A 25,470-nucleotide genomic window follows, 5' to 3' on the forward strand; every position below is an offset into this window, starting at 1 on the left:
ACACAATGAAAACGAATGTAGAAATCGGCATGGTCAATCCCTCGACGGATGAGCTGATGACGAAGGTGGACAGCCGCTACGGCATGGTGGTGCTCGCAGCAAAGCGCGCGCGTCAGCTCCTCGAGGGAGATCCTGTCAAGTCCGAGCGGGCACGCTCGACGAAGAATGTCACGAACGCATTTGAGGAGATTGCCGAGGGCAAGATCAGCTACAACCTCTGCATGGAGAGTGTCTGACATGGGCGCGCTCGCAGGACGGCGCATCGTTCTCGGCGTGACAGGCGGGATCGCCGCCTTTAAGGCGGTCGAGGTCGCGAGCCTTCTGCACAAGGAAGGGGCGGAGCTGCGCGTCGTTATGACGCGGGCGGCAGCCTCCTTCGTCATGCCGCTCACCTTCCGTGAGGTCGCCAATGCACCCGTGGCAGAGACCATGTGGGGGGCGCCGCAGCATCACGTGGCGCATATCTCTCTGGCGTCCTTTGCCGAGATGGTGCTCGTCGCGCCCGCCACGGCAAATTTTCTCGCGAAGGCGGCGGTGGGCATTGCCGACGACATGTTGACGACGACGCTGCTTGCGACGCGTGCTCCTCTTCTCTTTGCTCCTGCGATGAATACCGTCATGTGGGAGAACCCCGTGACGCAGGAGAATGTGCGGCGGCTCGCTGCGCGCGGTGTCCAGATCATCCCTCCCGCCATAGGGATGCTTGCCTGCGGCACGACGGGCGCAGGGCGCCTGCCCGAGCCGGAGGAGATCGTACGCGTCGTCAAGGAGCACTTTGCACGTGTGCAGAGCCTCGCAGGGCGGCGCATCCTCGTGACCGCAGCGGGGACGGAGGAGCCGCTCGATCCCGTGCGCTACCTCGGCAACCGCTCGACGGGACGTATGGGCTACGCCATTGCGGCAGAGGCGGCGCAGCGCGGCGCAGAGGTCATCCTTGTCTCCGGTCCCACGCCGCTCGAAACGCCTGCAGGCGTACGGCGCGTGGACGTGCGTACGGCGCGTGAGATGTATGCGGCAGTGCTCGCTGACTATGACAGCGTGGATGCGGTCATCAAGGCGGCGGCGGTCGCTGACTATCGTCCTGCAGAGACGGCAGAGCAGAAGATCAAGAAATCGGAGGGAACGCTGACGCTCACACTGACGCGCAACCCCGATATCCTCTATGAGCTGGGACAGAAAAAGACGCATCAGGTGCTCGTCGGCTTTGCGGCAGAGACGCAGAACGTCGAGGCGTATGCACGTGCCAAACTCCAGAAGAAGAACCTTGACTTCATCGTGGCGAACAACGTCGCGGAGCAGAATGCAGGCTTTGGCACGCCGACGAATCATGCCCAGATCTTCTACGCAGATGGACGCATGGAGGAGTGCCCCATGATGGCAAAGTCCGCGCTCGCAGGCGTGATCCTCGATCGACTGGAGGAAGCAATCTGCACGCCGTGAAATTCGTCCTTGACAAAGTGAATGGCGTTCACTATAATACATTACATAGAAATGAATATACCTCATCCAGAGCAGTGGAGGGAATGGCCCGATGAAGCTGCGGCAACCATGGCAATGTGTGCCAACGGTGCCAATTCCTATAGGCGGAGCGCCTATGAGATGAGAGCGGCAGAAATCACAGCCTCCCACATCTCGGCGGGAGGCTTTTCTTATGGAATATGGAGAGGGAGTTACGAATTAGGGGAGGTTCTACATGAAGAAAATGCTCTTTACGTCCGAGTCCGTCACCGAAGGACATCCGGACAAACTCGCCGACCAGATCTCGGACAGCATCCTCGACGCGATCCTTGCACAGGATCCGATGGGACGTGTTGCCTGTGAGACGCTCGTCACGACGGGACAGGCACACGTCGTTGGTGAGATCTCGACCTCGTGCTATGTCGATATCCCGAAGATCATCCGTCAGACCGTGCGCGAGATCGGCTACACGAACGCCAGCTATGGCTTTGACGCTGACACCTGCGGCATCCTCGTTTCGCTCGATGAGCAGTCGCCGGATATTGCACAGGGCGTTGACCGCGCGATTGAGTCGCGTGAGGGCGATATGGACGCGGCAGAGGCGATCGGCGCCGGCGATCAGGGCATGATGTTCGGCTATGCGACGAACGAGACGCCCGAGTATATGCCGCTCACGACCGTGCTCGCTCACAAGCTGGCACGCCGCCTAACCGAGGTGCGCAAGAACGGGATGCTCCCGTATCTGCGTCCCGACGGAAAGACGCAGGTCACCGTCGCCTATGAGGACGGCAAGCCCGTCTATGTCGATACGGTCGTCATCTCGACCCAGCACGACGAGGCCGTTGATCTCGCAACGATCCGCAAGGACATGATCGAGAAGGTCATCAAGGAGATCATCCCGGCAGAACTCCTGCGCGCAGAGACGAAGTACTTCGTCAATCCGACGGGCAAGTTTGTCATCGGCGGACCGCACGGCGACTCGGGGCTCACGGGGCGCAAGATCATCGTCGATACCTACGGCGGATGGGCGCGCCATGGCGGCGGTGCTTTCTCGGGCAAGGATCCCACGAAGGTAGATCGCAGTGCGGCGTATGCGGCGCGCTACGTGGCGAAGAACATCGTTGCGGCAGGGCTCGCTGACCGCGTGGAGATCCAGCTCGCCTACGCCATCGGCGTGGCACATCCCGTCTCCATCATGGTTGAGACATTCGGCACGGGCAAGGTTGATGAGGAGAAAATCGTCGAGCTCGTCAAGAAAACCTTCGACCTGCGCCCTGCGGGCATCATCAAGATGCTCGACCTGCGCCGTCCCATCTACCGCCAGACGGCAGCGTACGGACACTTCGGGCGTACGGACGTCGATCTGCCGTGGGAGCACACGGACAAGGCGGCGCTTCTGAAGAAAGAAGCCGGGCTGTAAGGCGTTGGACTGATGCGGTCTAAGACATAAAATTGGGCTGCTGTACGAAGAGAGAAAAATTCGTACAGCAGCCCTTTTTGGACATTTTTATTTCTTTTCCTTCATTCCGATGGTCAGTTCATTCACCAGCGGGATACGCTCTCCGATGCGCCGCATGATGACCGCGCCGCACAGCGACAGCAGAAGCGCTGCCGCATACATGGCGAGGGCGAGCGTGGCGGTCAGTACGTGTCCTGTCCGATGGAGGACGGCGAGCAGATAGGTGATCGCCATCGGGTGGGCGAGATAGATGAAGTAGGAGTGCTTTCCGAGGATCTGGAACGCATGCCCCAGCATAGTCTCTGTCCCCAGCCGTGTGAAGAACGCAAAGAGTGCGAGCGATGCGCCGATGGTATAGAAGATGCCGAGCGGTGAGAGCTGATGTGCAGTATAGATTCCCTCAAGCGGGGTATAGCCGTCCACGAGGAGCAGTTTGTAGTACCATGCGAGGAGGGCGATGAGGCTCAGAATACCGAACGCATAGAGCTGACCCGCTCGGTGCAGCATCCACGTACGAAATGTCTCCCAGTGGAGGGCGATATAGCCGCCGAGAAGGAAGATAAAGACGTAATGCACGACCCAATAGTTCAGCCGATAAAAGAGCAATGCACGCAGAAGCGATCCTTCGGGCAGTCCGTAGACGTAGAGGTTGAACGCCGTATCGAAGCTCGACCAGTAGTCAAAGGCAATCTGGAGAGCGAGGATGCCCATGAGCAGCGGCAGCGTCATGTGGCGCAGGAGAGTGCGCCAGAGCGGCATCAAGAGGTAGAACCAGATCAGAATGACCATGAAGTAGAGCTGATACTTTGCATTGCCGAAAAAGAGAATCCCCGGAATGGACAGAAGAGGCGGAAAGCCGACACCGTAGTGCCATGCGTCATGAAGAAGATAAAAGAGCGACCAGATGAGGTAGGGGATGACGACAGCATGGGTACGGCGCGTGAGGAAATCCCGATAGGAAAACGGAGCGGATGGGGATTTTCCATAGAACAGACCGAACGCTGAGATAAAGAAAAAAATCGGCACGCTAAAGCGCGTGCCGATGTCGAAAAGCGCTACCAGATGAATGTTTGGCGATGGGTTGGCGAGATACTCCGCGCCGATATGGATGCCGATCACGCCCATCATAGAGATGCCGCGAATTGCCTCGACAGCAGATACGCGCGGGCGCTTACTCGACGACATAGGTCACGTTGACCGTAGCAGCGACTGAGAGCTCGCCTGGTGCGATCGGCGTCGCTGCGGCCGATGCGCCCTTCGCCATCATCATCGGCATATAGTTTTCGTTGCGCGGCATGTCTGCCTGTGTGTCGGCGTAGACATTTGCAATGCGGACGAGGCGGACGCCAAGTGCACTGGCGACCGCCTGTGCCTTCTCTTTTGCGCCGCGTACCGCATCTGTGAGAGCCTCATTTTTCGCGGCGCTCGTATCGCTCGCCGTGAAGTTCAGCGAGTCGATGCGGTTCGCCCCATTTGCAAGTGCTGCGTCGATGATCTTGCCGACATTGTTGAGGTCCCGCACGGTGATGACGACGGAGTTCTGTGCGGTATAGCCGATGACTTCGTTGCGGCTGCCGTCGCGCATATCGTAACGCTGTGAAAAATCATAGTGCACGGTCTGAATGTCGCGGTCGGCGACACCGAGTGCGCGGACGGCATTGTGGACACGTGCCGTCTGTGCGGCGTTCTCTGCGTGCGTGCGTGCAGCATCCGCCTCCTCCGTGACAACGCCGACAGTGATCTCCGCCGTATCGGGGGCAACGTAGGCGGTGCCCGTTCCCCCAATCGTGATCGTCGCGGGCGTGGGTGCCGTGGTCTCGGCAGCGGATGCCGCTCCCATTGGCAGGGCAAGTGCGAGTACGAGCACAGAGGTGCGCGCGAGCGAAGTGAACGAAATCTGCTTCATGAAAATCCTCCGTTCTTTAGAGCAAAACGCCTAAAACTGTCTTCATTATAGCATAATCTCGCAGAGGTTCAATGAAATCAGCATTAACCGAGTTCGGCGTATAGCTGCTCATTATATTTCTTTGCCGCCACGTATGCCCAGATCGCGCAGATCGGCCATGTAAGGAACACACCAAATCCGAGTGTGAAGATTCCGATGACAATGTTGACGAGAAACATGATGAGCGCACCCTTAAGTGTCGAGTAGCACATGCCAAGCGGACCGAAGAAGAATCCGAGACCAGCGGCAAGGCCGACATTTTTCGTCGACTTTACAATGATCGTCTGCGGCTTCTGCGGGGTATTTTGTTCTTGCTGCGGCTGCTGTGTGTTCTGCTCCTGATCCATGGTACATCTCCTTTTCAACAAAGAACTGCCTATAAAATCACTTTAGAGTATACCGAAAAAAGCCGTGGATTGCAAACAGGAAAATTCGAGACTCGAAGCGCGCATGATGAGAAAGAATTTGACTTTTTGTCATTTTTCGTGTACGATAGGCATAGTTTTGCATCACCTTTATTTAGTGGTGCGTAGAAACAGGGGGAACGATATATGGCAAAAGAGACATTTGAGTTTCAGGCAGAGACAAAACAGCTTCTCGAGCTGATGATCCACTCGATCTATACAAACCGCGAGATTTTTCTGCGCGAGTTGATTTCAAATGCGTCGGATGCGATCGACAAGCTCCACTTTGAGAGCCTGACGAACCGCGACATCCTTGAGGGCAACGAAAACTATGAGATTTTTCTCGTCCCGGATAAGGACAGCAAGACGCTGACGATCTCCGATAACGGCATCGGCATGTCGCGTGCAGAGGTCGTGGAGAACATCGGAACGATTGCAAAGTCGGGCACGAAGGCATTCATGGAGCAGCTGGCAAAGGCGAAGGAGGAAAACGGCGGCGCACCGGACAAGGATCTGATCGGACAGTTCGGCGTGGGCTTCTACTCTGCGTTCATGGTCGCAGAGCGCGTGACGATCGTGACGCGCCGTGCCGGTGAGACACAGGCAACGCGCTGGGAGTCGGCGGGCGACGGCAGCTATACGATTGAGGATGCAGAGAAGGAGTCGCGCGGCACGACGGTGACGATCCACCTCGCGAAGGAGTTCACGGAGGGCGAGACGGACTACACGGATACGTTTGTGCTTGAGAGCCTCGTAAAGAAGTACTCCGACTACGTGCGCTATCCGATCCGCATGAACGTGACGACGGAGGAGATGCCGCGCGATGATGAGGGAAAGATCATCGAGGGTGCGGAGAAGATCAAGAAGACGGAGCTGCGCACGCTGAACTCGATGCAGCCGCTCTGGACGCGCGCGAAGTCCGAGATCAAGCCCGAGGAGTACAACGATTTCTTCCGCGACCAGTTTCACGAGTGGGAAGCGCCGATGGAGGTATTCCACACGAAGGCGGAGGGAACGGTGGAATATACGGCGCTCCTCGAGATCCCGGCGCGAGCTCCGTTCAATCTCTATCAGGCGGACTATGAGCCGGGCATTCAGCTCTACTCGCGCCATGTTTTCATCATGGACAAATGCAAGGACCTGCTGCCGGACTATCTGCGCTTTGTCAAGGGCCTCGTTGACTCGCCCGATCTCTCGCTGAACATCTCGCGTGAGCTGCTGCAGCAGAGCCGTGAGCTGAAGACCATCGGCCGCGCACTGGAGAAGAACATTCTCAAGGCACTGGGCAAAAAGCTCGACAAGAACCGCGAGGACTACGAAAAGTTCTGGGAGCAGTACGGCCGCGCACTGAAGATCGGCATCTACAACAGCATGTACTCCGGCCGCGATACGGTGGACAAGCTGAAGGATCTCCTGCTCTTCCACAGTTCGAAGGAGGGGAAGCTTGTTTCGCTGAAGGAATACGCTGAGCGGATGCCCGAGGGCCAGAAGAGCATCTACTACGCAACGGCAAAGGATCAGACGACGATTGAGCAGCTGCCGCAGATGGAACAGCTGCGTGAGCGCGGCTTCGAGGTGCTCTTTCTGCTCGATCCGGTGGATGAGTTCGCCATTGAAACTGTGCGCGAGTATGACGGAAAGAACTTCCACTCGATCAGCCGCGGCGACCTCGATCTTGGTGATGCGGAGAGCGAGGCGGCGAAAAAGGAAACGGAAGACATCGCCAAGGCGAACGACGATCTCATCAAGGACGTAAAAGAAGCCATCGGTGACAAGGTCGCTGAGGTGAAGATATCACAGCGTCTGCGGTCGAGTGCCGTCTGTCTTGTCGCGGATGAGGCAGGCCCGTCGCTCTCAATGGAGCAGACCTTTGCCGAGATGAATAATCCGATGTTCAAGGCGCGGCGCATTCTTGAGATCAATCCGCATCATGAGCTCTTTGCAAAACTGCAGCAGGTGCACGCGGCAGGCAAGGACAGCGAGGAGTTCAAGGACTACTGTGATCTGCTCTACACGCAGGCGCTGCTCATCGAAGGCATTCTGCCGGAGAACCCCGTCGCCTTTGCACAGAAGCTTGCCAAGATGATGGCGAAGTAAAGGAGAAGCTGTGGAAGTCGAACTCTTCTCGTCGCAGTTCTTTGTGGCGCTCTTCTCGATCATTGTACTTGATCTCGTGCTCGCAGGGGACAATGCCGTCGTGATTGCGATGGCGTCCAACCGCCTTCCTGCGCATCTTCGAAAGCGCGCCATCTATGTCGGGACGGCGGGCGCGATTGTCGTACGTCTCATCATGACGTTCTTTGCGGTGCAGCTGCTCTCTGTGCCGTATCTACAGGCACTCGGCGGGCTGGTACTGCTGCCGATCGCCGTGAAGCTCCTGCGCCCTGCCCACGGCGAGGAGCATATCGAGGCGGCGGAGACGTTCGCAGGGGCAGTCAAGACGATCATCATCGCCGATGCGGCGATGGGGATCGACAACGTGATTGCCATTGCGGGCGCGTCTCACGGCGACTTCCTGCTCGTGGTGCTCGGGCTTCTCATCAGCGTTCCGATTGTCGTCAGCGGCAGTCAGCTCATCGGAAAGCTGATGGAAAAGTATCCCGTGCTCGTTGTGCTCGGTGCGGCGATTCTGGGGTGGACAGGCGGCTCGATGATTGTGCACGACCGTACGGTTGGTGTGATGATTCTGGAGGCACTGCCGCAGGCGGCATATCTCCTGCCGGCGGTACTCGCGGGAGCGGTGTGCGGCGTCGGGGCATGGACACGGCGGAGAGGCTGATATGGTCGGACTTGTGATTGTAACGCACAGTGCCGTGCTCGCGCATGGCATCGCGGAGACGTGCCGCATGATGGCAAAGGATGCGCATATCGCAACGGCGGGCGGCATGGAGGACGGCGGCTTTGGGACGAGTTATGCGCGCATTACGGCAGCGATCGACAGCGTCTGCAGCGCTGACGGCGTCGTTGTGCTCGCGGATGCGGGCAGCTCTGTGCTGACGGCGGAGACGATCATCGAGGAGATGCGCAGCAGCCGCGTGCGCATGGCGGACTGCCCCATCGTTGAGGGCAGTGTGGTCGCCGCGATTGCCGCGGTCTGCGGGGCGGATCTCGATGAGGTCGTGCGCCGCGCTGAGGAGACACGCGGCACGTGCAAGATTTACAATTGACAGTCCAAATACAGAATGATACAATAGCATACGAATGATGCTCTTTGAGGCGGGGTGAGAATCCCCACCGGCGGTACAGCCCGCAAGCTGCTTGTGAGAGCGGCATGATCCGGTGTGATTCCGGAGCCGACAGTGAAGAAGGCAGATGCTTTCGCAGTCTGGATGAGAAAAGGCGCGTCTATGATAGGAACATGGATAGGTATGTATCTGTGATTCCTTGGGACGATTTATGTGCCGCCGGAGGAGTTTCTTCCGGCGGTTTTTATTTTTTTACTGTTATTTTGTGCTCCCTCGTGAACGCCTCGTTACACAATCGGCCGCGCCCTTGTACGCTGAAATACCTGCGGATTCCTTAAACGCGCTGCGCTTGAACGAAAGAAATCCGCAGGGGCGTACCGTGCGAGCAGTCAACGTCATCCAATCGCACTTCGCTTACGCTTGTGTTCTTGGGACGTTTTCGCATGCGCCCTGTTTCCCAATCAGCTTCGTCCTATGGACTTGCTTCTTGGACAGGTCAGTATTTTCCCGATTGTTTCACTAGGGTTCACTTCTGGAGCACAAGATAAACTCCTCAAGAAGGTAAAGAACAGAATGGGATTACTATGAACGAAACGGACGAATCCTATATGCGCGAGGCTCTGCATCTGGCGGAGTTTGCGCGCGGGCGCACGTCGCCGAATCCGCTCGTGGGAGCACTCATCGTACGCGACGGGATCGTCGCTGCGAGCGGCTGGCACCGTGCGGCGGGCGAGCCGCACGCGGAGGTTCACGCGCTCCGCATGGCGGGGGAGTTGGCACGCGGTGCGACGCTCTATGTGACGCTCGAGCCGTGTGCGCATCAGGGGCGGACGGGCCCCTGTGCCAAGGCGGTGATCGCCGCGGGGATCACGCGCGTCGTGGTGGCGCTCCGTGACCCGAATCCGCTTGTCGCAGGGCGCGGAATCGCGATGCTTGAGGCGGCGGGCATCGAGGTCGTGACGGGCGTCTGCGCGGCGGAAGCGCGGCGGCAGAATGCTGCGTTTCTCACGTGGGTGACAACGAAGCGCCCCCTCGTCACGCTCAAGACGGCGATGACGCTCGACGGGAAGATCGCAAGTCATACGGGGGCGTCGCGCTGGATTACGGGCGAGGAGGCACGTCTGCGCGTGCATGAGATGCGCGATGCGAGCGACGCGATTCTCGTCGGCATCGGCACTGTGCTCGCGGATGACCCGAGCCTGACAACGCGACTGCCGCATCGTGCAGGGAAGAATCCGCTGCGCGTCGTACTGGATTCGGCGGCGCGCACGCCGCATGATGCGAGACTGGTGACGGACGGAGCGGCTCCGACGGTGATCGCCGTGAGTGAGCGTGCCGACCAGCGGCGTGTGGATCGCCTCCGCGCATGCGGCGCAGAGGTGGTGACACTCGGGGCGGAGCGCGTGGAGCTCCCGCGCGTGCTCGACTGGCTCGGCGCGCATGACTGCACGTCCCTCCTCGTCGAGGGCGGCGCTGCGGTGAATTGGTCATTTCTTGCGGGCGGCTATGTGGATCGGATCTGCGCCTTTATCGCCCCTATGCTGATGGGCGGCGGGGAGGCACCGACACCCGTCGGCGGTGTGGGCTTTGACGCGCCGCAGGAGGCGCTGCACCTCCATGATATGCACGTTGAACAGGTCGGCGCGGATCTCCTCGTGACGGGCAGCCTGCACACACCAGCGGAGTGAGGTGAGGATATGTTTACAGGAATCATCGAGGAGGTCGGTACATTTGCCCGCCTCTCGGGCGGCGTGCTCTCGATCGGTGCACATCTCGTCCAGTCGGATGCGCACATCGGCGACAGCATCGCCGTGAACGGCATCTGCCTCACGGTTACCTCATTCGATGCACAGGGCTTTTCTGCCGACGTGATGCCCGAGACAGTGCGGCGCACCTCGCTCGCGGAGCTGACACGCGGCGCACCGCTCAATCTGGAGCGGGCACTGCTGCCGACGACGCGCATGGGCGGACATTTCGTCAGCGGGCACATCGACGGCGTGGGGAAGATACGAGCCATGCGCGAGGAGGAAAATGCAATTCTCATGACGGTCGCCGCCGATGCAGACATTCTGCGCGGGATTGTCGAGAAGGGCTCGGTTGCCCTCGACGGCATCAGCCTCACCGTGGCGGCAGTCGGCGCGGCGGACTTTACCGTCAGCCTCATCCCGCACACGCGCACGGTGACGAATCTCGGCGCGAAGCGCATCGGCAGTCTGCTCAATATCGAGACGGACATCCTCGGGAAATATGCGCTGAAGCTGCTCGGGGGTGGAAGTCCTGCTGCGGGGAAGACGGGGCTGACGCGGGAATATCTGATGCAGCATGGGTTTTAGACAATGCCGTGTGATAGGTTCCTCCCTGTGGTGCACGTCCCACGCGAACGCCTCGTTTCGCTTAGGGACATTACACCACAGTGGGGTAGAGCCGCTTGTTTTATAATGGATCAAGTTTTTAGGAGAAATAGCATGTCAGATTTTGCAACGATTGAACAGGCGATTGAGGATATCAAAAATGGAAAGATGCTCGTCGTCGTGGACGATGAGGACAGGGAGAACGAGGGCGACCTCATCGTTGCGGCAGAGAAGATGACGCCGGAGCACATGAACTTCATGGCGACGCATGCACGCGGGCTGATCTGTACGCCGATCATCGGCAGCCGTCTCGACGAGCTTGAGATCGGTCAGATGGTGGAGAACAACACGGACAACCACGAGACTGCCTTCACCGTCAGTGTCGATGCGTACGACACGACGACGGGCATCTCTGCGTACGAGCGGTGCCACACGGTCAAGATGCTGCTCGATCCTGCGGCAAAGCCCGCGAATTTCCGCCGCCCGGGGCACGTCTTCCCTCTGCGTACGGTCGAGGGCGGCGTCCTGCGCCGTGCGGGACACACCGAGGCGACGACCGACCTTGCGCGGATGGCAGGACTGTTCCCCGCGGGGCTCTGCTGTGAGATCATGGCGGATGACGGCCACATGATGCGCACGCCCGAGCTGAAGGCGTTTGCGAAACAGCATGGGCTGAACATCATCACTATCAAGGATCTCATCGAGTACCGCAAGCATACGGAGAACTTTGTCCATCGGATTTCGGAGGTGGACTTCCCGAGCAAGTATGGGCATTTCAAACTGATCGCCTACGAGAACACGCTCAACAAACGCTGTGACCTCGCCGTCGTCAAGGGGGATGTGCGCGGCAAGGAAAATGTTCTCGTGCGCGTACACTCGGAGTGCCTGACGGGAGATGCGCTCGGCTCGATGCGCTGTGACTGCGGCGATCAGCTCGCAACGGCACTGCGCCGCATCGAGGCGGAGGGCGAGGGCGTCGTCCTCTATGTGCGGCAGGAGGGACGCGGCATCGGGCTTGCGAACAAGATGCGCGCTTACGCACTGCAGGATCAGGGGCGCGATACCGTCGAGGCGAACGTCGAGCTCGGCTTTGCGCCGGATCTCCGCGACTACGGCATCGGCGCACAGATCCTTGCCGATCTCGGGCTTTCGACCATCCGTCTCTTGACGAACAATCCTGCAAAGCGTGCGGGGCTTGAGGGCTATGGGCTGACGATCGTCGAGCGCGTACCGCTCGTCATCCATCCGAATGAGCATGACCGTCGTTACATGGAGACGAAGAAGGAAAAGATGGGACATATCCTCAGCGATGAGGAATTGGGGAAATGAGTGCGAGGGCGTGAGAGATGAAGACGGTTTTACTGGCACTTCTTGAACAGTATGCAGACTGGGAAGCTGCGTACGTGTCGACAGCAGTTCACATGCTTGGTCAGGGAAAATTTGCGGTCAAGACAGTCTCCCTTTCGAAAGAGCCTATAACCTCCATTGGCGGTATTCATGCGGCGGCGGATTATACAGTGGATTCTGCACCGAAGAATTACGATGCTCTGCTCCTCATCGGCGGTATGAGGTGGCGCGAAGAGCGTACACAGAAGATGATCCCATTGGTCGAGCATTGTGTGAAAAGCGGCAAGATACTTGGCGGGATTTGCGATGCGGCGGCGTTTTTAGCATCCATCGGTGTGCTCGATTCGGTCAAACATACGGGCAATCGTTTGTCTGCACTGGAGGAATGGCAGGGGACGAAGTACAAGGGAGCGGAGAACTTTCAGGCGCGACAAGCCATCTGCGATAAGAATATCATTACGGCAAACGGGGCTGCACCTCTGGAATTTGCCAGAGAAGTTCTGACTGCGCTCCATGCTGCGGAGGAAACTCTGATCGAGGATTGGTACAGCCTGCATAAATTGGGGTATTATAATGCATCATCACACAATCAATTTGTGAAGATGATGGAGGAGTAAGGAGAAACTGACATGGCGAACATCATCGAAGGCTACATCAGCGGCAAGGGGCTGAAATTCGGCATTGTTGCCGCGCGTTTCAACGAGTTTATTGTGAGTAAGCTGGTTGGCGGTGCACTCGATACGCTGCATCGTCACGAAACGGCGGATGGCGACATTGACGTGGCGTGGGTGCCGGGTGCGTTCGAGATCCCTCTTGCGGCGAAGAAGATGGCGGCGAGCGGAAAGTACGATGCGGTGCTCTGCCTCGGGGCGGTCATTCGCGGCTCGACGACGCACTACGACTACGTCTGCAGCGAGGTATCGAAGGGCGTCGCACAGGTCGGCCTCCAGACGGGCGTGCCGACGATCTTCGGCGTCGTGACGACGGAGAACATCGAGCAGGCGATTGAGCGCGCGGGCACGAAGGCAGGCAACAAGGGCGCCGATGCCGCGATGGCGGCGATGGAGATGGCAAGTCTCCTCGGAAAGCTGTGATGCGATGAAGATTGGCATCATCAGTGATACGCACGGACATGAGGGCGCATGGACGCGCGCGTGCGAGAAATTTTTCACGGGAGCAGACCTCATCCTCCATGCGGGAGACGTTGCCTATCATGGCCCGCGCAACCCGATGAAGGCGGACTACAACCCGATGAGACTGATCGAGCGCATCAACGCCTCGGAGATCCCCGTCATCATTGCCAAGGGAAACTGTGACTCGGATGTGGATGCGAGCTGTCTCACACTTCCCGTTCTGTCTCCCTACGCCTACGTCGTGTGGGAGGGGCGGCGCATCATCGTCACGCACGGCGATGCCGTTATGACGGATGCGGAGAAAGATGAAATGGCGCAGCATCTGCGCGCTGATCTCTTTATCAGCGGGCATGTGCACGTCACCGTCCTCGAAAAGCGCGGCAATACGGTGTTTCTCAACCCCGGTTCGGCGGCGCTCTCGAAGCGCCCCGACGGGCGCAATACCGTCGCTGTCCTCGAGGACGGCACGATTCGGATTTTTGATATTGATACGGGCGATGTTCTGCATGAGCACGCGCTCGACTGGTAAGACGATATGGATCAACTGGTAAAAGCAACGGCGGCAAACGGACAGCTGCGCGTATTTGCGACGGTGACGACGGATGTGGTCGCCGAGGCAATGCGGCGGCATGACTGTTGGCCCGTTGCGGCAGCGGCACTCGGACGCACGATGACGGGCGCGCTCCTCTTTGCCGCAAATCTCAAGAACAAGGAATCCGTTACGATCAAATTCAAGGGAGACGGACCTCTCGGCACGGTGACGGCGGATGCGACGGCGGATGGCTCGGTGCGCGGCTGTGTCGATCATCCGCATGTGTATCTGCCGCTGAATGCGCACGGCAAGATCGATGTCGGCGGCGGCATTGGGCAGGGCATCCTCTCCGTCACCCGCTTCACGGGGCTGAAAGAGCCCGTGACGGGCAGCGTCAATATCGTCAGCGGAGAGATCGCCGACGATCTCATCCACTACCTCTACACCTCGGAGCAGACACCGTCCTCGATCGGGCTCGGTGTCCTCGTCAGTCCCGAGCTGCAGTGCCTCGGCGCGGGCGGCTTCTTCGTCCAGCCTCTGCCGGGCGCATCGGATGCAGTGATTGACCGCCTTGAGGCGAACCTGAAGGGGATTTCCTCTGTCTCTCACATGGTGGAGGGCGGCCTGGATGCGGAGGGCATCATCCGCAGCGTCCTCGGCGGGTTTGACGATGTAAAGATCCTTTCCCATACCGATCTTGCCTTTCGCTGCAACTGTTCGAAGAACTACATCACCGACCGTCTGCTGACCCTTGGTGAGGCAGATCTGCGCGCACTCCGCGACGATGGGACGGCAGAGGTGAAATGCCACTTCTGCGGTGCAGTCTATACCTTCGATCAGGAAGAACTCGACGCCATGTATAACGTCGCGCAGAAGATGCGTGCGATGCGTACAGGACATGAAAAATGAAGGGGCACGGGCGCATCCTGCGCGAGGTGGAGCGGACACTGGCGGGGATTCCTGCCGTCATCCGCTACAAGAACATCAAGAACCTCTACCTCCGCGTCAGTGCGGATGGCAGCCGCATCGAACTCAGTGTGCCGCGCCGCACATTGCTGTGCGATATGGAGGACTTCGTCAGGCACAGGCGTGCGTGGATTGAGGCGCGCCTGCGTTCTATGCGTGCAAAAAAGCCCCCGTCGCTTTATGCGGCGGGGGATATTGTGCATCTCTGGGGGAAAGCTTGTCATATTGCCGATGCTCCGCTGGTGTACGGGAAGGCGTACGCCGAATGGGTCGGCGGGATGATTGTGCTCCACGCGCCCGTGGATGCAGATGCACGAATGCGCCGTGCGGCAGTCGATGCACTCTGCCGTCGTGAACTCACAGCGGCGATTGAACGGGAAGCACCGCACTGTGAGGCAATTGTCGGAAAACATGCCGAACGTTGGCGCATCCGCGCGATGAAGACACGCTGGGGCAGCTGCAATGTGCGGACGGCTTACATCACGCTCAATCTGCAGCTGGTACAGTATGACGTGCGTGCTCTGCGCTATGTCATGATGCACGAACTCACGCACCTATGGGTGCGTGGGCACAACGCGCAGTTCTACGCCCGCATGGATCGCTATTTCCCCGACTGGCGTGAAGTAAAGAAGGTACTAAATACTTGGGCTCGGGAAAACAGTGAGATGCAATAAAAAACGCTCCATTCGGAGCATTTTTTATTGTGCTGCTTTATCTTATTTTGCCGCGCCGATCTTCTCCGCTTCCTCCGAGACGATCAGGCGTCCCGTGTGCACATCGTAGATACAGCCGTGAATCGTAATGAAGGAGGGAACGAGCGGATGCGTGCGCAGACGGCGCACATCGCGGGCGAGATTCTCCTCGAGCTCTCCTGCAATCGGCATAAAGTCAATGTAGTGTGCCTCGACGGCATCGCCGCCGTGCGCGGCAGCATCCTCCTCAAAGCGCGCGCATACCGCCTCGTTGGTGAGGCCCTGCATCCCGCAGTGCGTGTGTTGGATTACGAACCACTCGTTCGTGCCGAGCATCTTGTAGGAGATCAGCAGCGAGCGGATCACATCGTCCGATACGCGTCCACCCGCGTTGCGGATCACGTGCGCATCGCCCTCCGCGATCCCCGCAAATTTTGCCGGGTCGAGACGGCAGTCCATGCACGTGACGACGGCAAACCGCCGCGTTGGATCGTGTGATAGCCCTCCTTTGTCGCCGAATGTGGCGACGTAGCGCTCATTTGCTGCACGGATCTCTGTGACATTTGTTCCCATTGGCGAACCCCTTCTCTCTCCGATATCGCTGCAATTTCTTATAAAAAAACCGCCCGAATTAAGAAAACACGGATAAACTTTGCACGCCAAACCGGCATACCTCATCTTATCAGCGATTTCTTAAACAGACGGATTTTTCTATGCGCGTATTCGCTCAAACGGCACGCTCGACGCTGCCGGAACGCAGGCAGCGCGTGCATACATTGACACGCTTGACCTCACCCTTGACCAGGGCGCGGACGCGCTGAATGTTCGGCTTCCACTTACGCTTCGTCTTTACATGGGAGTGGCTCACATTGTTGCCGCTCATCATCCCTTTGCCGCAGACCTCGCATACACTTGCCATTGTTACACCTCCTCAACGTGGGCTTCACTCAAGCCACACGCAAACACCGTGTCATTATACTATGATTCTCTCCGTTAAGCAAGGTGTCATAGAAAAAATTCTAAGAGATTCTTGATCGAATGAACTCCACTCCAAATAAGACAGATTTTTCGAAATTATCACACTGAACTATAAAGAGATAGAATAATTTTATCAATGGAAGAGGGAAAACATTCAAGTATTTCTTGAAATTTTACAAAAATGTAGTATGATAAATATGAAGGAAAAATGTATCTTGCGGGGTGTGGTTATCGTTTCGCAGAGTTGTAAGGGTGCAGCTCGGGAAAGAGGGGGATACAGATGATTACATTGCTGGGAAAGACGCGGCAAATCAATCGTCTGCTCCAACGTTCGGAAAGCGTTGAGTATGACGGGATTTCACGTGTACTGAGTAACGTCCTTGAGGCAAACGTTTATATCACCGACGAAGGAGGCCGCATCTGCGGCTATGCGTTCTATGATGATAATGACGACCTCATGACGAATGAGGCGATTGAGCTGGGACAGTTCCCGCGCAAGTTCGTGGACTGGCTCAACCGACTTGAGGAGACGCGTTCCAACATCCGTGTGGGAACGGATGGCGCGTCCTTCGAGAAAGAGATGGCAGAGCTGTTCCATGAACAGAACATTGTCGTTACACCGATCTATGGACCGCGCCGTCGTCTCGGGACGCTCGTTGTGTCGAATGCCAAGAAGGAGTTCGGCGACCCTGATCTCCTGCTCAGCGAGTACGGTGCGACCGTCGTCGGCATGGAGATGCTGCGCGACACGGCACAGAAGAACGAGATCGAAGCACGTCAGCGCGAGGCGGTACGGATTGCGGTGGAGACACTCTCGTACTCTGAGCGCAAGGCGGCACATGCGATTCTGCAGGAGCTCGCGAGCCAAGGGAAGTTCGAGGGCAGGCTCATCGCATCGCGGATCGCCGACGAGGCAAAGATCACGCGCTCAGTCATCGTCAATGCACTCCGCAAGTTCGAGTCCGCCGGTGTCATCGAGTCGAAGTCACTCGGCATGAAGGGCACCTTTGTGCGTGTCACGAACTCGTACCTCATGGAGAAACTGCCGGAACTCGAAGAGTACGCCGCTGATGTTCAGTGGGCGAATCTTGGCAGCGGGATGACGCTCTGAGATCGGATTTTATATTGTATGTAGATTGTAAATAAAATTTGTTGACAAGTGGGGTAAAATCCCATATAATGGCGTTCGTGAATGTGCGGCGGATGGTCTGCAAGGATCATCCGCCGCACAGCGCGGATACGGCGCGTTGGTCAAGTGGTTAAGACACCGCCCTTTCACGGCGGCTTCACGGGTTCGAATCCCGTACGCGTCACCAGGAACGGCCCGGTAGTTTAGTTGGTTAGAATGCCGCCCTGTCACGGCGGAGGTCAGGGGTTCAAGTCCCCTTCGGGTCGCCATTTTTCCTTTTGCCTCGGTAGCTCAGTTGGTAGAGCAGGGGACTGAAAATCCCCGTGTCAGTGGTTCGATTCCGCTCTGAGGCACCACCTTGTAGCTGAGTCTCCGGTGCATCGTGTACGCACTGGGGATTTTTTGTTGGACGTTCTCTGTCTTGAAGGAGCGCATACCCGTGGAGCATTTTACGCAGATATTTCTTTCATTCATTGCCTCGTGGGGCTATGTTGCTGTCGCTGTTCTTATGGCGGCGGAGAACGCGTGCATTCCCATTCCCAGTGAGCTGATTCTTGGCTTTGCCGGCTATCTCATCTTTGCGGGGCACATGTCGTTCGAGGGCGCACTCCTTGCGGGCATGGTCGGCGGGCTCCTCGGTTCGCTCTTTGCCTATGAGGTCGGTGCGCGCGGCGGACGTCCCTTCGTGGACAAGTATGGAAAATATTTCCTTATCAAGAAGTCACACGTGAACATCGCACAGGACTGGTTCGACCGCTATGGACTCAAGGCGGTGTTCTTTAGCCGCATGCTGCCCGTCGTGCGCACCTTTATCTCGCTGCCGGCAGGATTCGCCCGCGTCGACCCGAAGCGCTTCTTCCTCTATACTATTGCGGGCGCGCTCCCGTGGACGGCGGCGATCCTCTACGCCGGCATGGTGCTCGGTGAGAGCTGGACCGACCTCATGGAATACGGACACGAGGCGAGCATGATCTTCGTCGTTGTCGCCGTCATTGTGATTGTCGTCCTCTACCTGCGCTGGCGGAGAAAGAAGAATAGAAAATAAAAATGGCTTGTTGCACGAAACTGCAAATTTCGTACAACAAGCCCTCCTTTATGTCTATGTATCTGCTTCCTTGGGCGCCGGCGCTGTCTGAAAGAGCGAGACGCAGAGTCCAATGAGTGCACCGATGGCGGCGGGACAGACCCACCCCATCATGATCCCATAGAGGGGAATGGTTTGACGCAGCAACTCATGCAGTGCCGGCGGGCACAGCCCCGCGGCATGCAGCCCATCGATCAGCGAGAACACGAGCGTGAGGGAGATCGCTCCCTGATAGATGCTCTTGCGCCAGCCGATGAAATAATCAAAGAGCGAGAGAATCACAAAGACGATGACGAGCGGGTAAATCGTGACGAGGAAGGGCACGGCAAGCGTAATGATCTGGGTCAGCCCGATGTTCGAGGCGGCAAAGCTGAACAGAATGGAGATCAGAAGGAGCCGTTCGTACGAAATGCGGCCCTTCAGCAGCTTGTTGAAGAACAGGGCAGCACTCGACGTGATGCCGCAGCACGTTGTCAGACACGCCAGCCCGATGATGACGGCGAGCAGCAGATTGCCCGATGCGCCGAAGAAAATCCCGACGGCACCCGCGAGGATCTGCCCGCCGTTCTCTGACTGCCCCAGTACCGAGGCACTTGTCGCACCGATGTAGGCGAGCGATCCATAGACCGCCGTCATGAGCGTCACCGTGATCAGTCCCGAGATCAGACAGGCCGAGCCGATGGCATGGCGATCTGTGATCCCGCGCATCTGAATCGCATTCGTCACGAGTGCACCGATGGCGATCGAGGCAAGTAGATCCATTGTCTGATAGCCGTCCTGAAATCCCTGTGCGAATGGCGCCTCTAGGTAGGCGCCTGTCGGCGCAAGGATGTTCCCCAGTGGCGCGTGGAACGCCTGAGCAAAGAGGATAAAGAGAACAACGAGTAGGGCAGGGGTCAGCATCTTGCCCACGCGGTCGATGATCTTGTTCGGGTTCAACGAGAGATAGTAGGACGCAGCAAAGAAAATCGCCGTGTAGATCAGCTGCCCTAGTGCAAAGTTCTCCTCCGTGAGGAACGGGCGGATACCGATCTCAAACGAGACTGCGCCCGTGCGCGGCATCGCAAAGAGCGGGCCGATGATGAGATAGAGCAGGATGAGCAGCACCGTCGCAAAGCGCGGCCATGTCTTTTCGCGCAGCAACGGCGTATATTCCCCGCCTGTCAGTGCGATCGCCGTGATGCCGAGCAGCGGCAGACCGACGCCCGTCGCCATAAAGCCGATCATCGCAAGCAGGGTATGCTCACCTGCCGCCTGTCCCAGTGCGGGCGGAAAGATCAGATTTCCCGCGCCGAAGTAGATGGAGAACATCATAAATCCGAGCGTCAAAAGATCCTTTTTATTTAACTTGTTTATGATTGATCCCTCCGAATCATATCCAAAAATTTCGATAAAATAGTTCAATTTGCATTATTACAGAATTGGGTCGGTATGTCAAGAAAGCATCGACGCCATTTCATGGGATATGCCGTGAATAATTTTATCTCTTGATCCCTTCATTTTATCCGTGGTTCCTTTACTAATCGGCGAATATATAGTATGATACAACCGATAACGATGATAATCTGATTTGTGGTCCTGTCACGGAGAGGATTGGTCTCGACCAGAAACGTTGTGACGTAAAACAGGTGTAAGGGGGACGTTTCTGTCCCGTATGGTGAAAGGCAGGAGTAGGCAGTATGAAATTCTATTGCGAAATTACGAGCATCGGTGAGGAATCCCTTCTGTTCCTAGATGATCCGAATGCCAACTTCATCATCATCTTTAACAATAATGCACCTGCGGAGCTGGCAGAGTTCTCCGTGCTGCACACGCCTGCGAACTACAACGCGGATCCCGCCGTCGGCGATACGCTGATCATCGGCGACAAGGCATTCACGATTACGGCGATCGGTGATGAGGCGCTGCACACGTTGCGGGAGCTCGGACACTGCACGCTTTCGTTCAAGGGCGGCGATACACCCGAACGCCCCGGCTGCATCATGCTGCAGGGCGATGCTCCTCTCGTCAAGGACGACATCAAGATGGGCGTGACGATCGAAATCCACTAACCGATGCGTCCAAGGGAGTCGCCGCAGATGCGGCGGCTTCTTTTTGCATTCTACATCAGATGCTCGACGCACAGTGCACATGATTTGCGTGCGGTTTGCGAGTATCGCCGGTGTAGGGACGTCAAATGATTTCAAAAAAATATCTTTCTATGGTACAATGCAGGGGATTGAAATGTAATGGGGGCATATCTGCATGAACGATGAGAAAAATCTTGCGTGGCCGGTCTATCTTGTCCTGCTCGCGGTGGTCTCGTTTCAGATCTTTTACGGCATCGGCGGATTGGCTTTGCTCGATCCCGATGAGCCGGTCTATGCGGAGACGGCGAAGGAGATGATCCGCTTTGGCGACTATCTTTCGCCGCGCATCTACAATGAGTTCTGGTACGACAAGCCGCCCATCTTCTACTGGCTGGTTGTGGCGTCGCTCAAGTTGTTCGGCGGATTCAGTGAGCTTGCGGCACGCCTGCCGGCATCGTTTATGGCGATTGGTTCCGTTCTTCTGACCGCACTGGCGTCGGCGCGTATTTTCGGTGCGCGTACGGGATTCTGGGCGGGCATGATCACGGGGACGAGCGTCTTTCTCATGTATATGGGAAAGGCGTCCGTCACGGATACGACGCTGCTCTTCTTCATGACGGCGGCACTCTTCCTATTCATTCATCGGCAGTACTGGCTGATGTACCTTTGCTGCGGACTTGCTGTTATGACGAAGGGGCCGATCGGTATTGTCTTCCCCGGCGGCATTATCTTCTTCTACCTGCTGCTTACGCGTCAGCTGGAGCTTTTGCTCCGCATGCATGTCCTGCGCGGCGTGCTGCTTGCTGCGCTTGTCGGTATGCCTTGGTACGTCTATATGTATACGGTACATGGGATGCCGTTCATCCACGACTTTATCGGCTTTCACAACATCAGCCGCTTTGCGCATCCGCTCCATCCTGTGCGCGACCACTGGTATTTCTATATCCCCGTCGTACTGCTCGGCTTTTTCCCGTGGACGGGGCTGCTCATTCAGTCGGTCAAGAACGCCTATCGTCACAGCTTCGGTGAGGAGGCGGAGCAGCTTGCGTTCTTCCAAGTCTGGTGGATCTTCGTCTTTGTCTTTTTCTCGTTTGCCCAGACCAAGCAGGTCTCCTATATGCTGCTCCTCGTTCCGCCGCTTGCGACCATCATCGGATGGAACCTCGCGCAGATGCTCGACGACTGGCGACAGACACATTTCGGCTGGGCTGGCGGCAGTGCCGTTCTCTTTCTCGTGATGGGGATTGGGTGGCTGCTTGCGGGAGACGGGCTTCCACAGCTCGCGGAGGGCGGACTTTGGCTGGGGACGCTGACACTCATCCTCGGTGCGGCGATCATCTACCATATCACCGCCTCGCATCGCCTCATGCTTGCCGCATGGCTGCACGTCATCATGGCCGTGGTGACGATGGTCATCGGCTTCGGCGTCATGATGCCGGCTGTCGAGGGAATTTTTAGCGTCAAGCAGGTTGCACGCGACTACGCAGTAGCGTATCATCCCTCCGCCGAGGAGGAGGGGCGCGTCCTCTACATCGATAAGCAGCTGCGCCCCGGCGTGATGCTCTATACGGATATCCCAGGACTTGAGGCGGATGTCAATCAGCCGGAGGAGCTCACCGCGATACGGGACGATCCACGCCCGAAGTACATCATCATGCGTGACTTTATGTACCAACGCAAGATCAAGGAACTCGGCGCGGAGCGCTGGCAGCTCGTGGAGGAAAAGGATGGACTCTGCATCTTCCGCGATGACGGGCCATAAAAAATTTTTTTGAACCAAAGAAGGATAATTCTATTTTGTGGAGAATTATTATTTGTGAAAGATGAAATAGATCATATCTATGGCATCTGATACTCCACATTTAGGACTTTGCTGTGTATTATTGATTATTTAGGAGGATATTTATGTCAGTATTTTATCTTGCGGGAAAATCCCATGTTGTTGAGGTCTACGGCGATGAGGCACTCTCTCTTGCGTGCGGCGATACGCCGCTGAAGGAGCTGAAGCCGAACACGGTCGATGCGGCACAGGAGAAGCATGTTCCCGTGCCGACCTACGATGCGGCGAAGCATGAGGTGACGGTCAGCGTTGGCTCGGTGGCGCATCCGATGACGGAGGAGCATCTCATCAACTGGGTGATGCTCGTCACGAAGCGCGGCACGCAGCGTGTCAATCTCACGGCAGTGGATGCACCGACCGTTACGTTTCGTCTCGCTGACGGCGATGCGCCGGTCAAGGTGCTTGCCTACTGCAATCTCCATGGACTCTGGCAGGCAGAGATCTGAGCTTTAGTTTATCCGTGATCTCTTGAACATGGATAGCCGCTGCACGTTTGTGCGGCGGCTGTTTTAGGAAGCACGGATAAACAGCCCCTTGGATTGTGCAAATGAAAAATCAGTCGCAATTCTCTCTGTACTCATGTATAATAAAATTATCGCATGAGCGATGCAGAAGAACGGCGACGGGGGGCGATGGTATGCGCTGGGCACAGGTGAGTGTTGTGACGACGCATGAGGGCGCAGATCTGATCGGGAATATTCTGATGGAGCTGGGCGCTGCGGGGACGGAGATCGATGATCCGTCTCTCGTGAATACGTACATCGATGCAGGGCTGTGGGACTATACCGATCTGCCGCGTGCCGAGGACACGGAAACTGTGACGGTGCGCGCCTATCTGCCTGAGGATGAGCGGCTCGAGAGCAGTCTCCTCACCCTCACGGAGCGCATTGAAGGGCTGCGTCGAGCCGATGCTCCGATCGGAGCAGGGACAGTTTCCCATGTCTTTGTCGCGGATGAGGACTGGGCGGAGACGTGGAAGGCGTATATCCACACTGAGAAGATCGGGCGGCGCATCGTTGTACGCCCAACATGGGAGGAATATACGCCGTTGGGGGATGAGATCGTCATCGATCTCGACCCCGGGGCGGCATTCGGAACGGGGGCACATGCGACGACAGCGATGTGTCTGCGCTGGCTTGAGCACGTTGTCTGCCCAGGGATGCGCGTCTATGACGTGGGATGCGGCTCGGGCATTCTCGCGATTGCGGCGTCGAAACTCGGTGCGGGCGAGGTGATCGCCATGGACTACGATCCCGTTGCAGTCTCCGTCGCCGAGGAAAACATCAAACAAAACCACGTCACGAACGTCGTCGCTCTGCAGAGCGATCTTCTCGCTGTATGTCGTGGAATGGCACCGGCCGAGTTGATCACGGCGAACATCATCGCAGATATCATCATCCGCCTGTTTGACCAGCTGGATCAGTATCTGGCGCGGGGCGGTGTCCTGCTCGCCTCGGGCATCATCGACGACCGCATCGACGATGTGGAGCAGGCGGCAAAGGAACACGGCTTTACCGTGCTCGATATGACCTGTGAAAAGGAGTGGGCGGCGATGATCATCCGCCGTACAGCGGATCTCGAAGAGGCATGAGACAGGTATTTTATCCCGGCGTGCTAACAGAGGATATTGCCATTACGGGGGGCGATGCCCATCATCTCACCCGTGTCATGCGCGCCCAAATCGGCGACGTGATCACGGTTGTCGACGCGGCAGGACAGGCAGCGGAGATGGCGGTCACGGAACTCACGCGTGATGCCGTGCACCTCCGTATGCAGCGCGTATTGCCTGCGGAGACAGAGGGCAGAGAGGTCATCCTCGTGCAGGCGCTCCTCAAAGGAGAAAAAATGGACTTTGTCGTCCAAAAGGCGGCGGAATTGGGTGCCGTATGCGTGTGCCCCATCGTGACGGAGCACGTCGTTGTGCGCTATGACGCGAAAAAGGCGGCGGTAAAGGCGGCACGCTGGCAAAAGATCGCCGATGAGGCGGCCAAGCAGTGCGGACGCAGGTCGTTGATGACCGTTGCGCCGATCGTCTCACTCGCGGAGCTGCTGCAGGATCCGGCGTACATCGGTGCCGCTGATACAGTGATCGCCTTTTGCTATGAGCAGGAGGAGCGGCAGTCAATGCGTACCGTACTGCGCGGCACAGAGGCGCGGCGCGTGACGCTCATCGTCGGTGCGGAGGGAGGCTTTTCCTCTGCTGAGGCGGCGGCGGTCACGGCGGCAGGCGGGCAGTCCGTCTCACTGGGACACCGCATTCTGCGGGCAGAGACGGCATCGCTCACAGCACTCGCCGTGACGCAGTATGAACTTGGAAATCTTGATACATAATAGAGGAACAACAATGAAGAAGTATACAATATGTTTGGCGGCATTCGTCGCACTCAGTGTGTTCACGGGCTGCGGAAGCAGCAGTGCGGCCGATGAAGGGCGTGCTGCGGGCGCGCAGACGCAGGAGGCGCAGAATGCAGGACACGGGCTCGTGGGGGAGGCGGCACCGAAGTTTGCCGTGAAGAATCTCACGGGCGAGGACGTCGCTGTCGAGGCGAAGGGCAAGCCCTACATCATCAATTTCTGGGCGACGTGGTGCCCGCCTTGTCAGGCGGAGATCCCGGATCTCGCGGCGTTCTATGCGACGCATCGGGAGACGGTGGATTTCTATGCCGTCAACTTGCAGGAGGAGGTACCTGCGGTTCAGAAGTTTTTGACGGAGCGGCAGGCGGAGCTGCCCGTTGTGCTGGATGCAAAGGGGAAGGCGTCGACGCTCTACGGCGTGCGTGCCATCCCGACGACTGTCGTCGTGAATGCAGAGGGAACCGTGATCTACCGTAAGACGGGTGGTGTGACGAAGGCGGAGCTGGAAGATGTCATCAACAAACACTGAGAGCTTTGTCGTTG

28 protein-coding genes, 3 tRNA genes and 2 riboswitches are annotated in these 25,470 nt (G+C 57.5%); of the genes, 25 read left to right on the forward strand and 6 right to left on the reverse strand.

All coding sequences use genetic code 11. The features are described 5' to 3' along the window. Window positions 1-5: 5 nt before the first annotated feature. The 3 genes from rpoZ to metK all read left to right on the forward strand — a co-directional run bounded on the left by rpoZ (window position 6) and on the right by metK (window position 2,878). A complete protein-coding gene (rpoZ, locus tag ADJ74_RS06415) occupies window positions 6-236 on the forward strand; it encodes a DNA-directed RNA polymerase subunit omega (RefSeq protein ID WP_050342818.1) in 231 nt (76 codons plus the stop codon). Window position 237: 1 nt separating this feature from the next. Further along, window positions 238-1,440: a bifunctional phosphopantothenoylcysteine decarboxylase/phosphopantothenate--cysteine ligase CoaBC gene (coaBC, locus tag ADJ74_RS06420; protein WP_050342820.1), complete on the forward strand. Its 1,203-nt coding sequence runs from the start codon at window positions 238-240 to the stop codon at window positions 1,438-1,440. A 59-nt stretch (window positions 1,441-1,499) separates the two neighbouring features. After that, a riboswitch (SAM riboswitch) is annotated at window positions 1,500-1,606 on the forward strand. 87 nt (window positions 1,607-1,693) lie between these two features. Continuing rightward, window positions 1,694-2,878 (forward strand): methionine adenosyltransferase, encoded by a 1,185-nt coding sequence (gene metK / locus ADJ74_RS06425; protein WP_050342822.1) that lies wholly within the window; start codon window positions 1,694-1,696, stop codon window positions 2,876-2,878. Between the two features lie 87 nt (window positions 2,879-2,965). On the opposite strand, the gene ADJ74_RS06430 is transcribed toward metK, so the two are convergent. From ADJ74_RS06430 to ADJ74_RS06440, 3 genes are all read right to left on the reverse strand, one after another. Further along, window positions 2,966-4,102 (reverse strand): acyltransferase, encoded by a 1,137-nt coding sequence (locus ADJ74_RS06430; protein WP_050342824.1) that lies wholly within the window; start codon window positions 4,100-4,102, stop codon window positions 2,966-2,968. Next, on the reverse strand, window positions 4,089-4,823 hold the full coding sequence (locus tag ADJ74_RS06435) for an SIMPL domain-containing protein (protein WP_050342826.1): 735 nt from the start codon (window positions 4,821-4,823) through the stop codon (window positions 4,089-4,091). Before ADJ74_RS06435 ends, ADJ74_RS06430 begins: the two co-directional genes overlap by 14 nt. An 83-nt stretch (window positions 4,824-4,906) precedes the next feature. Further along, a complete protein-coding gene (locus tag ADJ74_RS06440) occupies window positions 4,907-5,209 on the reverse strand; it encodes a hypothetical protein (RefSeq protein ID WP_050342828.1) in 303 nt (100 codons plus the stop codon). A gap of 204 nt (window positions 5,210-5,413) precedes the next feature. Here ADJ74_RS06440 and htpG point away from each other — a divergent pair, with 204 nt between their 5' ends. The 11 genes from htpG (at window position 5,414) to ADJ74_RS06495 (ending at window position 15,454) form a co-directional block, all read left to right on the forward strand. After that, window positions 5,414-7,363, forward strand: coding sequence for a molecular chaperone HtpG (gene htpG, locus ADJ74_RS06445; protein WP_050342830.1), 1,950 nt, complete (start codon window positions 5,414-5,416; stop codon window positions 7,361-7,363). A 10-nt stretch (window positions 7,364-7,373) separates the two neighbouring features. Next, the gene (locus tag ADJ74_RS06450) at window positions 7,374-8,045 is read left to right on the forward strand and encodes a TerC family protein (protein ID WP_050342832.1); all 672 of its coding nucleotides are present in this window, start codon (window positions 7,374-7,376) and stop codon (window positions 8,043-8,045) included. Window position 8,046: 1 nt separating this feature from the next. Further along, on the forward strand, window positions 8,047-8,433 hold the full coding sequence (dhaM, locus tag ADJ74_RS06455; protein ID WP_006690129.1) for a dihydroxyacetone kinase phosphoryl donor subunit DhaM: 387 nt from the start codon (window positions 8,047-8,049) through the stop codon (window positions 8,431-8,433). 36 nt (window positions 8,434-8,469) lie between these two features. After that, window positions 8,470-8,610: riboswitch (FMN riboswitch) on the forward strand. A gap of 425 nt (window positions 8,611-9,035) precedes the next feature. Beyond that, entirely contained in the window at window positions 9,036-10,139 is a 1,104-nt protein-coding gene (gene ribD, locus ADJ74_RS06460; protein ID WP_050342834.1) for a bifunctional diaminohydroxyphosphoribosylaminopyrimidine deaminase/5-amino-6-(5-phosphoribosylamino)uracil reductase RibD, read from the forward strand. A gap of 9 nt (window positions 10,140-10,148) precedes the next feature. Continuing rightward, on the forward strand, window positions 10,149-10,784 hold the full coding sequence (locus ADJ74_RS06465) for a riboflavin synthase (protein ID WP_050342836.1): 636 nt from the start codon (window positions 10,149-10,151) through the stop codon (window positions 10,782-10,784). Window positions 10,785-10,916: 132 nt separating this feature from the next. Then, a complete protein-coding gene (locus ADJ74_RS06470) occupies window positions 10,917-12,131 on the forward strand; it encodes a bifunctional 3,4-dihydroxy-2-butanone-4-phosphate synthase/GTP cyclohydrolase II (RefSeq protein ID WP_040572398.1) in 1,215 nt (404 codons plus the stop codon). Between the two features lie 17 nt (window positions 12,132-12,148). Further along, window positions 12,149-12,766, forward strand: a complete 618-nt coding sequence (locus ADJ74_RS06475) for a DJ-1/PfpI family protein (protein ID WP_050342838.1) — start codon at window positions 12,149-12,151, stop codon at window positions 12,764-12,766. Between the two features lie 12 nt (window positions 12,767-12,778). Further along, entirely contained in the window at window positions 12,779-13,243 is a 465-nt protein-coding gene (gene ribE / locus ADJ74_RS06480) for a 6,7-dimethyl-8-ribityllumazine synthase (protein WP_050342840.1), read from the forward strand. Between the two features lie 4 nt (window positions 13,244-13,247). Further along, entirely contained in the window at window positions 13,248-13,811 is a 564-nt protein-coding gene (gene yfcE / locus ADJ74_RS06485) for a phosphodiesterase (protein ID WP_050342842.1), read from the forward strand. A gap of 6 nt (window positions 13,812-13,817) precedes the next feature. Then, window positions 13,818-14,723 (forward strand): Hsp33 family molecular chaperone HslO, encoded by a 906-nt coding sequence (gene hslO, locus ADJ74_RS06490; protein ID WP_050342844.1) that lies wholly within the window; start codon window positions 13,818-13,820, stop codon window positions 14,721-14,723. Continuing rightward, window positions 14,720-15,454 carry a M48 family metallopeptidase gene (locus tag ADJ74_RS06495; protein ID WP_050342846.1) on the forward strand — a complete coding sequence of 245 codons (735 nt, stop codon included), beginning with the start codon at window positions 14,720-14,722 and terminating at the stop codon, window positions 15,452-15,454. Before hslO ends, ADJ74_RS06495 begins: the two co-directional genes overlap by 4 nt. A gap of 42 nt (window positions 15,455-15,496) precedes the next feature. Here ADJ74_RS06495 and ADJ74_RS06500 read toward each other — a convergent pair whose 3' ends face one another. Together ADJ74_RS06500 and rpmB are read right to left on the reverse strand one after the other, a co-directional pair. Then, the gene (locus tag ADJ74_RS06500) at window positions 15,497-16,045 is read right to left on the reverse strand and encodes a carbonic anhydrase (protein ID WP_050342851.1); all 549 of its coding nucleotides are present in this window, start codon (window positions 16,043-16,045) and stop codon (window positions 15,497-15,499) included. 154 nt (window positions 16,046-16,199) lie between these two features. Next, on the reverse strand, window positions 16,200-16,391 hold the full coding sequence (gene rpmB, locus ADJ74_RS06505) for a 50S ribosomal protein L28 (protein ID WP_009752959.1): 192 nt from the start codon (window positions 16,389-16,391) through the stop codon (window positions 16,200-16,202). Window positions 16,392-16,730: 339 nt separating this feature from the next. On the opposite strand from rpmB, the gene codY reads away from it, so the two are divergent. The 5 genes from codY to ADJ74_RS06530 all read left to right on the forward strand — a co-directional run bounded on the left by codY (window position 16,731) and on the right by ADJ74_RS06530 (window position 18,624). Beyond that, entirely contained in the window at window positions 16,731-17,561 is an 831-nt protein-coding gene (codY, locus tag ADJ74_RS06510) for a GTP-sensing pleiotropic transcriptional regulator CodY (RefSeq protein WP_009443033.1), read from the forward strand. A 130-nt stretch (window positions 17,562-17,691) separates the two neighbouring features. Further along, a tRNA-Glu gene (locus ADJ74_RS06515) sits at window positions 17,692-17,766 on the forward strand. Window positions 17,767-17,771: 5 nt separating this feature from the next. Beyond that, window positions 17,772-17,848: transfer RNA gene (locus ADJ74_RS06520), tRNA-Asp, on the forward strand. Window positions 17,849-17,859: 11 nt separating this feature from the next. After that, window positions 17,860-17,935 (forward strand) — tRNA-Phe (locus tag ADJ74_RS06525). A gap of 83 nt (window positions 17,936-18,018) precedes the next feature. Continuing rightward, window positions 18,019-18,624: a DedA family protein gene (locus ADJ74_RS06530; RefSeq protein ID WP_050342854.1), complete on the forward strand. Its 606-nt coding sequence runs from the start codon at window positions 18,019-18,021 to the stop codon at window positions 18,622-18,624. Between the two features lie 54 nt (window positions 18,625-18,678). On the opposite strand, the gene brnQ is transcribed toward ADJ74_RS06530, so the two are convergent. After that, window positions 18,679-20,067 carry a branched-chain amino acid transport system II carrier protein gene (gene brnQ / locus ADJ74_RS06535; protein WP_009443031.1) on the reverse strand — a complete coding sequence of 463 codons (1,389 nt, stop codon included), beginning with the start codon at window positions 20,065-20,067 and terminating at the stop codon, window positions 18,679-18,681. A gap of 275 nt (window positions 20,068-20,342) precedes the next feature. Between brnQ and ADJ74_RS06540 the strand changes: the two genes are divergently transcribed. The 6 genes from ADJ74_RS06540 to ADJ74_RS06565 all read left to right on the forward strand — a co-directional run bounded on the left by ADJ74_RS06540 (window position 20,343) and on the right by ADJ74_RS06565 (window position 25,456). Next, the gene (locus ADJ74_RS06540) at window positions 20,343-20,714 is read left to right on the forward strand and encodes a PTS glucitol/sorbitol transporter subunit IIA (protein ID WP_050342856.1); all 372 of its coding nucleotides are present in this window, start codon (window positions 20,343-20,345) and stop codon (window positions 20,712-20,714) included. A gap of 193 nt (window positions 20,715-20,907) precedes the next feature. Further along, on the forward strand, window positions 20,908-22,494 hold the full coding sequence (locus ADJ74_RS06545) for a glycosyltransferase family 39 protein (RefSeq protein ID WP_050342858.1): 1,587 nt from the start codon (window positions 20,908-20,910) through the stop codon (window positions 22,492-22,494). A 143-nt stretch (window positions 22,495-22,637) separates the two neighbouring features. After that, the gene (locus ADJ74_RS06550; protein WP_009443028.1) at window positions 22,638-23,018 is read left to right on the forward strand and encodes a desulfoferrodoxin family protein; all 381 of its coding nucleotides are present in this window, start codon (window positions 22,638-22,640) and stop codon (window positions 23,016-23,018) included. Between the two features lie 191 nt (window positions 23,019-23,209). Next, on the forward strand, window positions 23,210-24,163 hold the full coding sequence (gene prmA / locus ADJ74_RS06555) for a 50S ribosomal protein L11 methyltransferase (protein WP_050342861.1): 954 nt from the start codon (window positions 23,210-23,212) through the stop codon (window positions 24,161-24,163). After that, the gene (locus ADJ74_RS06560; RefSeq protein WP_050342863.1) at window positions 24,160-24,903 is read left to right on the forward strand and encodes a 16S rRNA (uracil(1498)-N(3))-methyltransferase; all 744 of its coding nucleotides are present in this window, start codon (window positions 24,160-24,162) and stop codon (window positions 24,901-24,903) included. The genes prmA and ADJ74_RS06560 overlap by 4 nt, the downstream gene beginning before the upstream one ends. Before the next feature lie 13 nt (window positions 24,904-24,916). Then, a complete protein-coding gene (locus tag ADJ74_RS06565; protein ID WP_050342864.1) occupies window positions 24,917-25,456 on the forward strand; it encodes a TlpA disulfide reductase family protein in 540 nt (179 codons plus the stop codon). Window positions 25,457-25,470: the final 14 nt, after the last annotated feature.

This window comes from Selenomonas sp. oral taxon 478 (assembly GCF_001189555.1).
In the GTDB taxonomy this organism is placed as follows: domain Bacteria; phylum Bacillota; class Negativicutes; order Selenomonadales; family Selenomonadaceae; genus Centipeda; species Centipeda felix.

Bases quoted from the DNA above. Each gene is read 5' to 3' on its own strand.
- rpoZ (WP_050342818.1), top strand. From the start codon at position 6: ATGAAAACGAATGTAGAAATCGGCATGGTCAATCCCTCGACGGATGAG.
- coaBC (WP_050342820.1), top strand. From the start codon at position 238: ATGGGCGCGCTCGCAGGACGGCGCATCGTTCTCGGCGTGACAGGCGGG.
- metK (WP_050342822.1), top strand. From the start codon at position 1,694: ATGAAGAAAATGCTCTTTACGTCCGAGTCCGTCACCGAAGGACATCCG.
- ADJ74_RS06430 (WP_050342824.1), bottom strand. From the start codon at position 4,102: ATGTCGTCGAGTAAGCGCCCGCGCGTATCTGCTGTCGAGGCAATTCGC.
- ADJ74_RS06435 (WP_050342826.1), bottom strand. From the start codon at position 4,823: ATGAAGCAGATTTCGTTCACTTCGCTCGCGCGCACCTCTGTGCTCGTA.
- ADJ74_RS06440 (WP_050342828.1), bottom strand. From the start codon at position 5,209: ATGGATCAGGAGCAGAACACACAGCAGCCGCAGCAAGAACAAAATACC.
- htpG (WP_050342830.1), top strand. From the start codon at position 5,414: ATGGCAAAAGAGACATTTGAGTTTCAGGCAGAGACAAAACAGCTTCTC.
- dhaM (WP_006690129.1), top strand. From the start codon at position 8,047: ATGGTCGGACTTGTGATTGTAACGCACAGTGCCGTGCTCGCGCATGGC.
- ribD (WP_050342834.1), top strand. From the start codon at position 9,036: ATGAACGAAACGGACGAATCCTATATGCGCGAGGCTCTGCATCTGGCG.
- ADJ74_RS06465 (WP_050342836.1), top strand. From the start codon at position 10,149: ATGTTTACAGGAATCATCGAGGAGGTCGGTACATTTGCCCGCCTCTCG.
- ADJ74_RS06470 (WP_040572398.1), top strand. From the start codon at position 10,917: ATGTCAGATTTTGCAACGATTGAACAGGCGATTGAGGATATCAAAAAT.
- ADJ74_RS06475 (WP_050342838.1), top strand. From the start codon at position 12,149: ATGAAGACGGTTTTACTGGCACTTCTTGAACAGTATGCAGACTGGGAA.
- ribE (WP_050342840.1), top strand. From the start codon at position 12,779: ATGGCGAACATCATCGAAGGCTACATCAGCGGCAAGGGGCTGAAATTC.
- yfcE (WP_050342842.1), top strand. From the start codon at position 13,248: ATGAAGATTGGCATCATCAGTGATACGCACGGACATGAGGGCGCATGG.
- hslO (WP_050342844.1), top strand. From the start codon at position 13,818: ATGGATCAACTGGTAAAAGCAACGGCGGCAAACGGACAGCTGCGCGTA.
- ADJ74_RS06495 (WP_050342846.1), top strand. From the start codon at position 14,720: ATGAAGGGGCACGGGCGCATCCTGCGCGAGGTGGAGCGGACACTGGCG.
- ADJ74_RS06500 (WP_050342851.1), bottom strand. From the start codon at position 16,045: ATGGGAACAAATGTCACAGAGATCCGTGCAGCAAATGAGCGCTACGTC.
- rpmB (WP_009752959.1), bottom strand. From the start codon at position 16,391: ATGGCAAGTGTATGCGAGGTCTGCGGCAAAGGGATGATGAGCGGCAAC.
- codY (WP_009443033.1), top strand. From the start codon at position 16,731: ATGATTACATTGCTGGGAAAGACGCGGCAAATCAATCGTCTGCTCCAA.
- ADJ74_RS06540 (WP_050342856.1), top strand. From the start codon at position 20,343: ATGAAATTCTATTGCGAAATTACGAGCATCGGTGAGGAATCCCTTCTG.
- ADJ74_RS06545 (WP_050342858.1), top strand. From the start codon at position 20,908: ATGAACGATGAGAAAAATCTTGCGTGGCCGGTCTATCTTGTCCTGCTC.
- ADJ74_RS06550 (WP_009443028.1), top strand. From the start codon at position 22,638: ATGTCAGTATTTTATCTTGCGGGAAAATCCCATGTTGTTGAGGTCTAC.
- prmA (WP_050342861.1), top strand. From the start codon at position 23,210: ATGCGCTGGGCACAGGTGAGTGTTGTGACGACGCATGAGGGCGCAGAT.
- ADJ74_RS06560 (WP_050342863.1), top strand. From the start codon at position 24,160: ATGAGACAGGTATTTTATCCCGGCGTGCTAACAGAGGATATTGCCATT.
- ADJ74_RS06565 (WP_050342864.1), top strand. From the start codon at position 24,917: ATGAAGAAGTATACAATATGTTTGGCGGCATTCGTCGCACTCAGTGTG.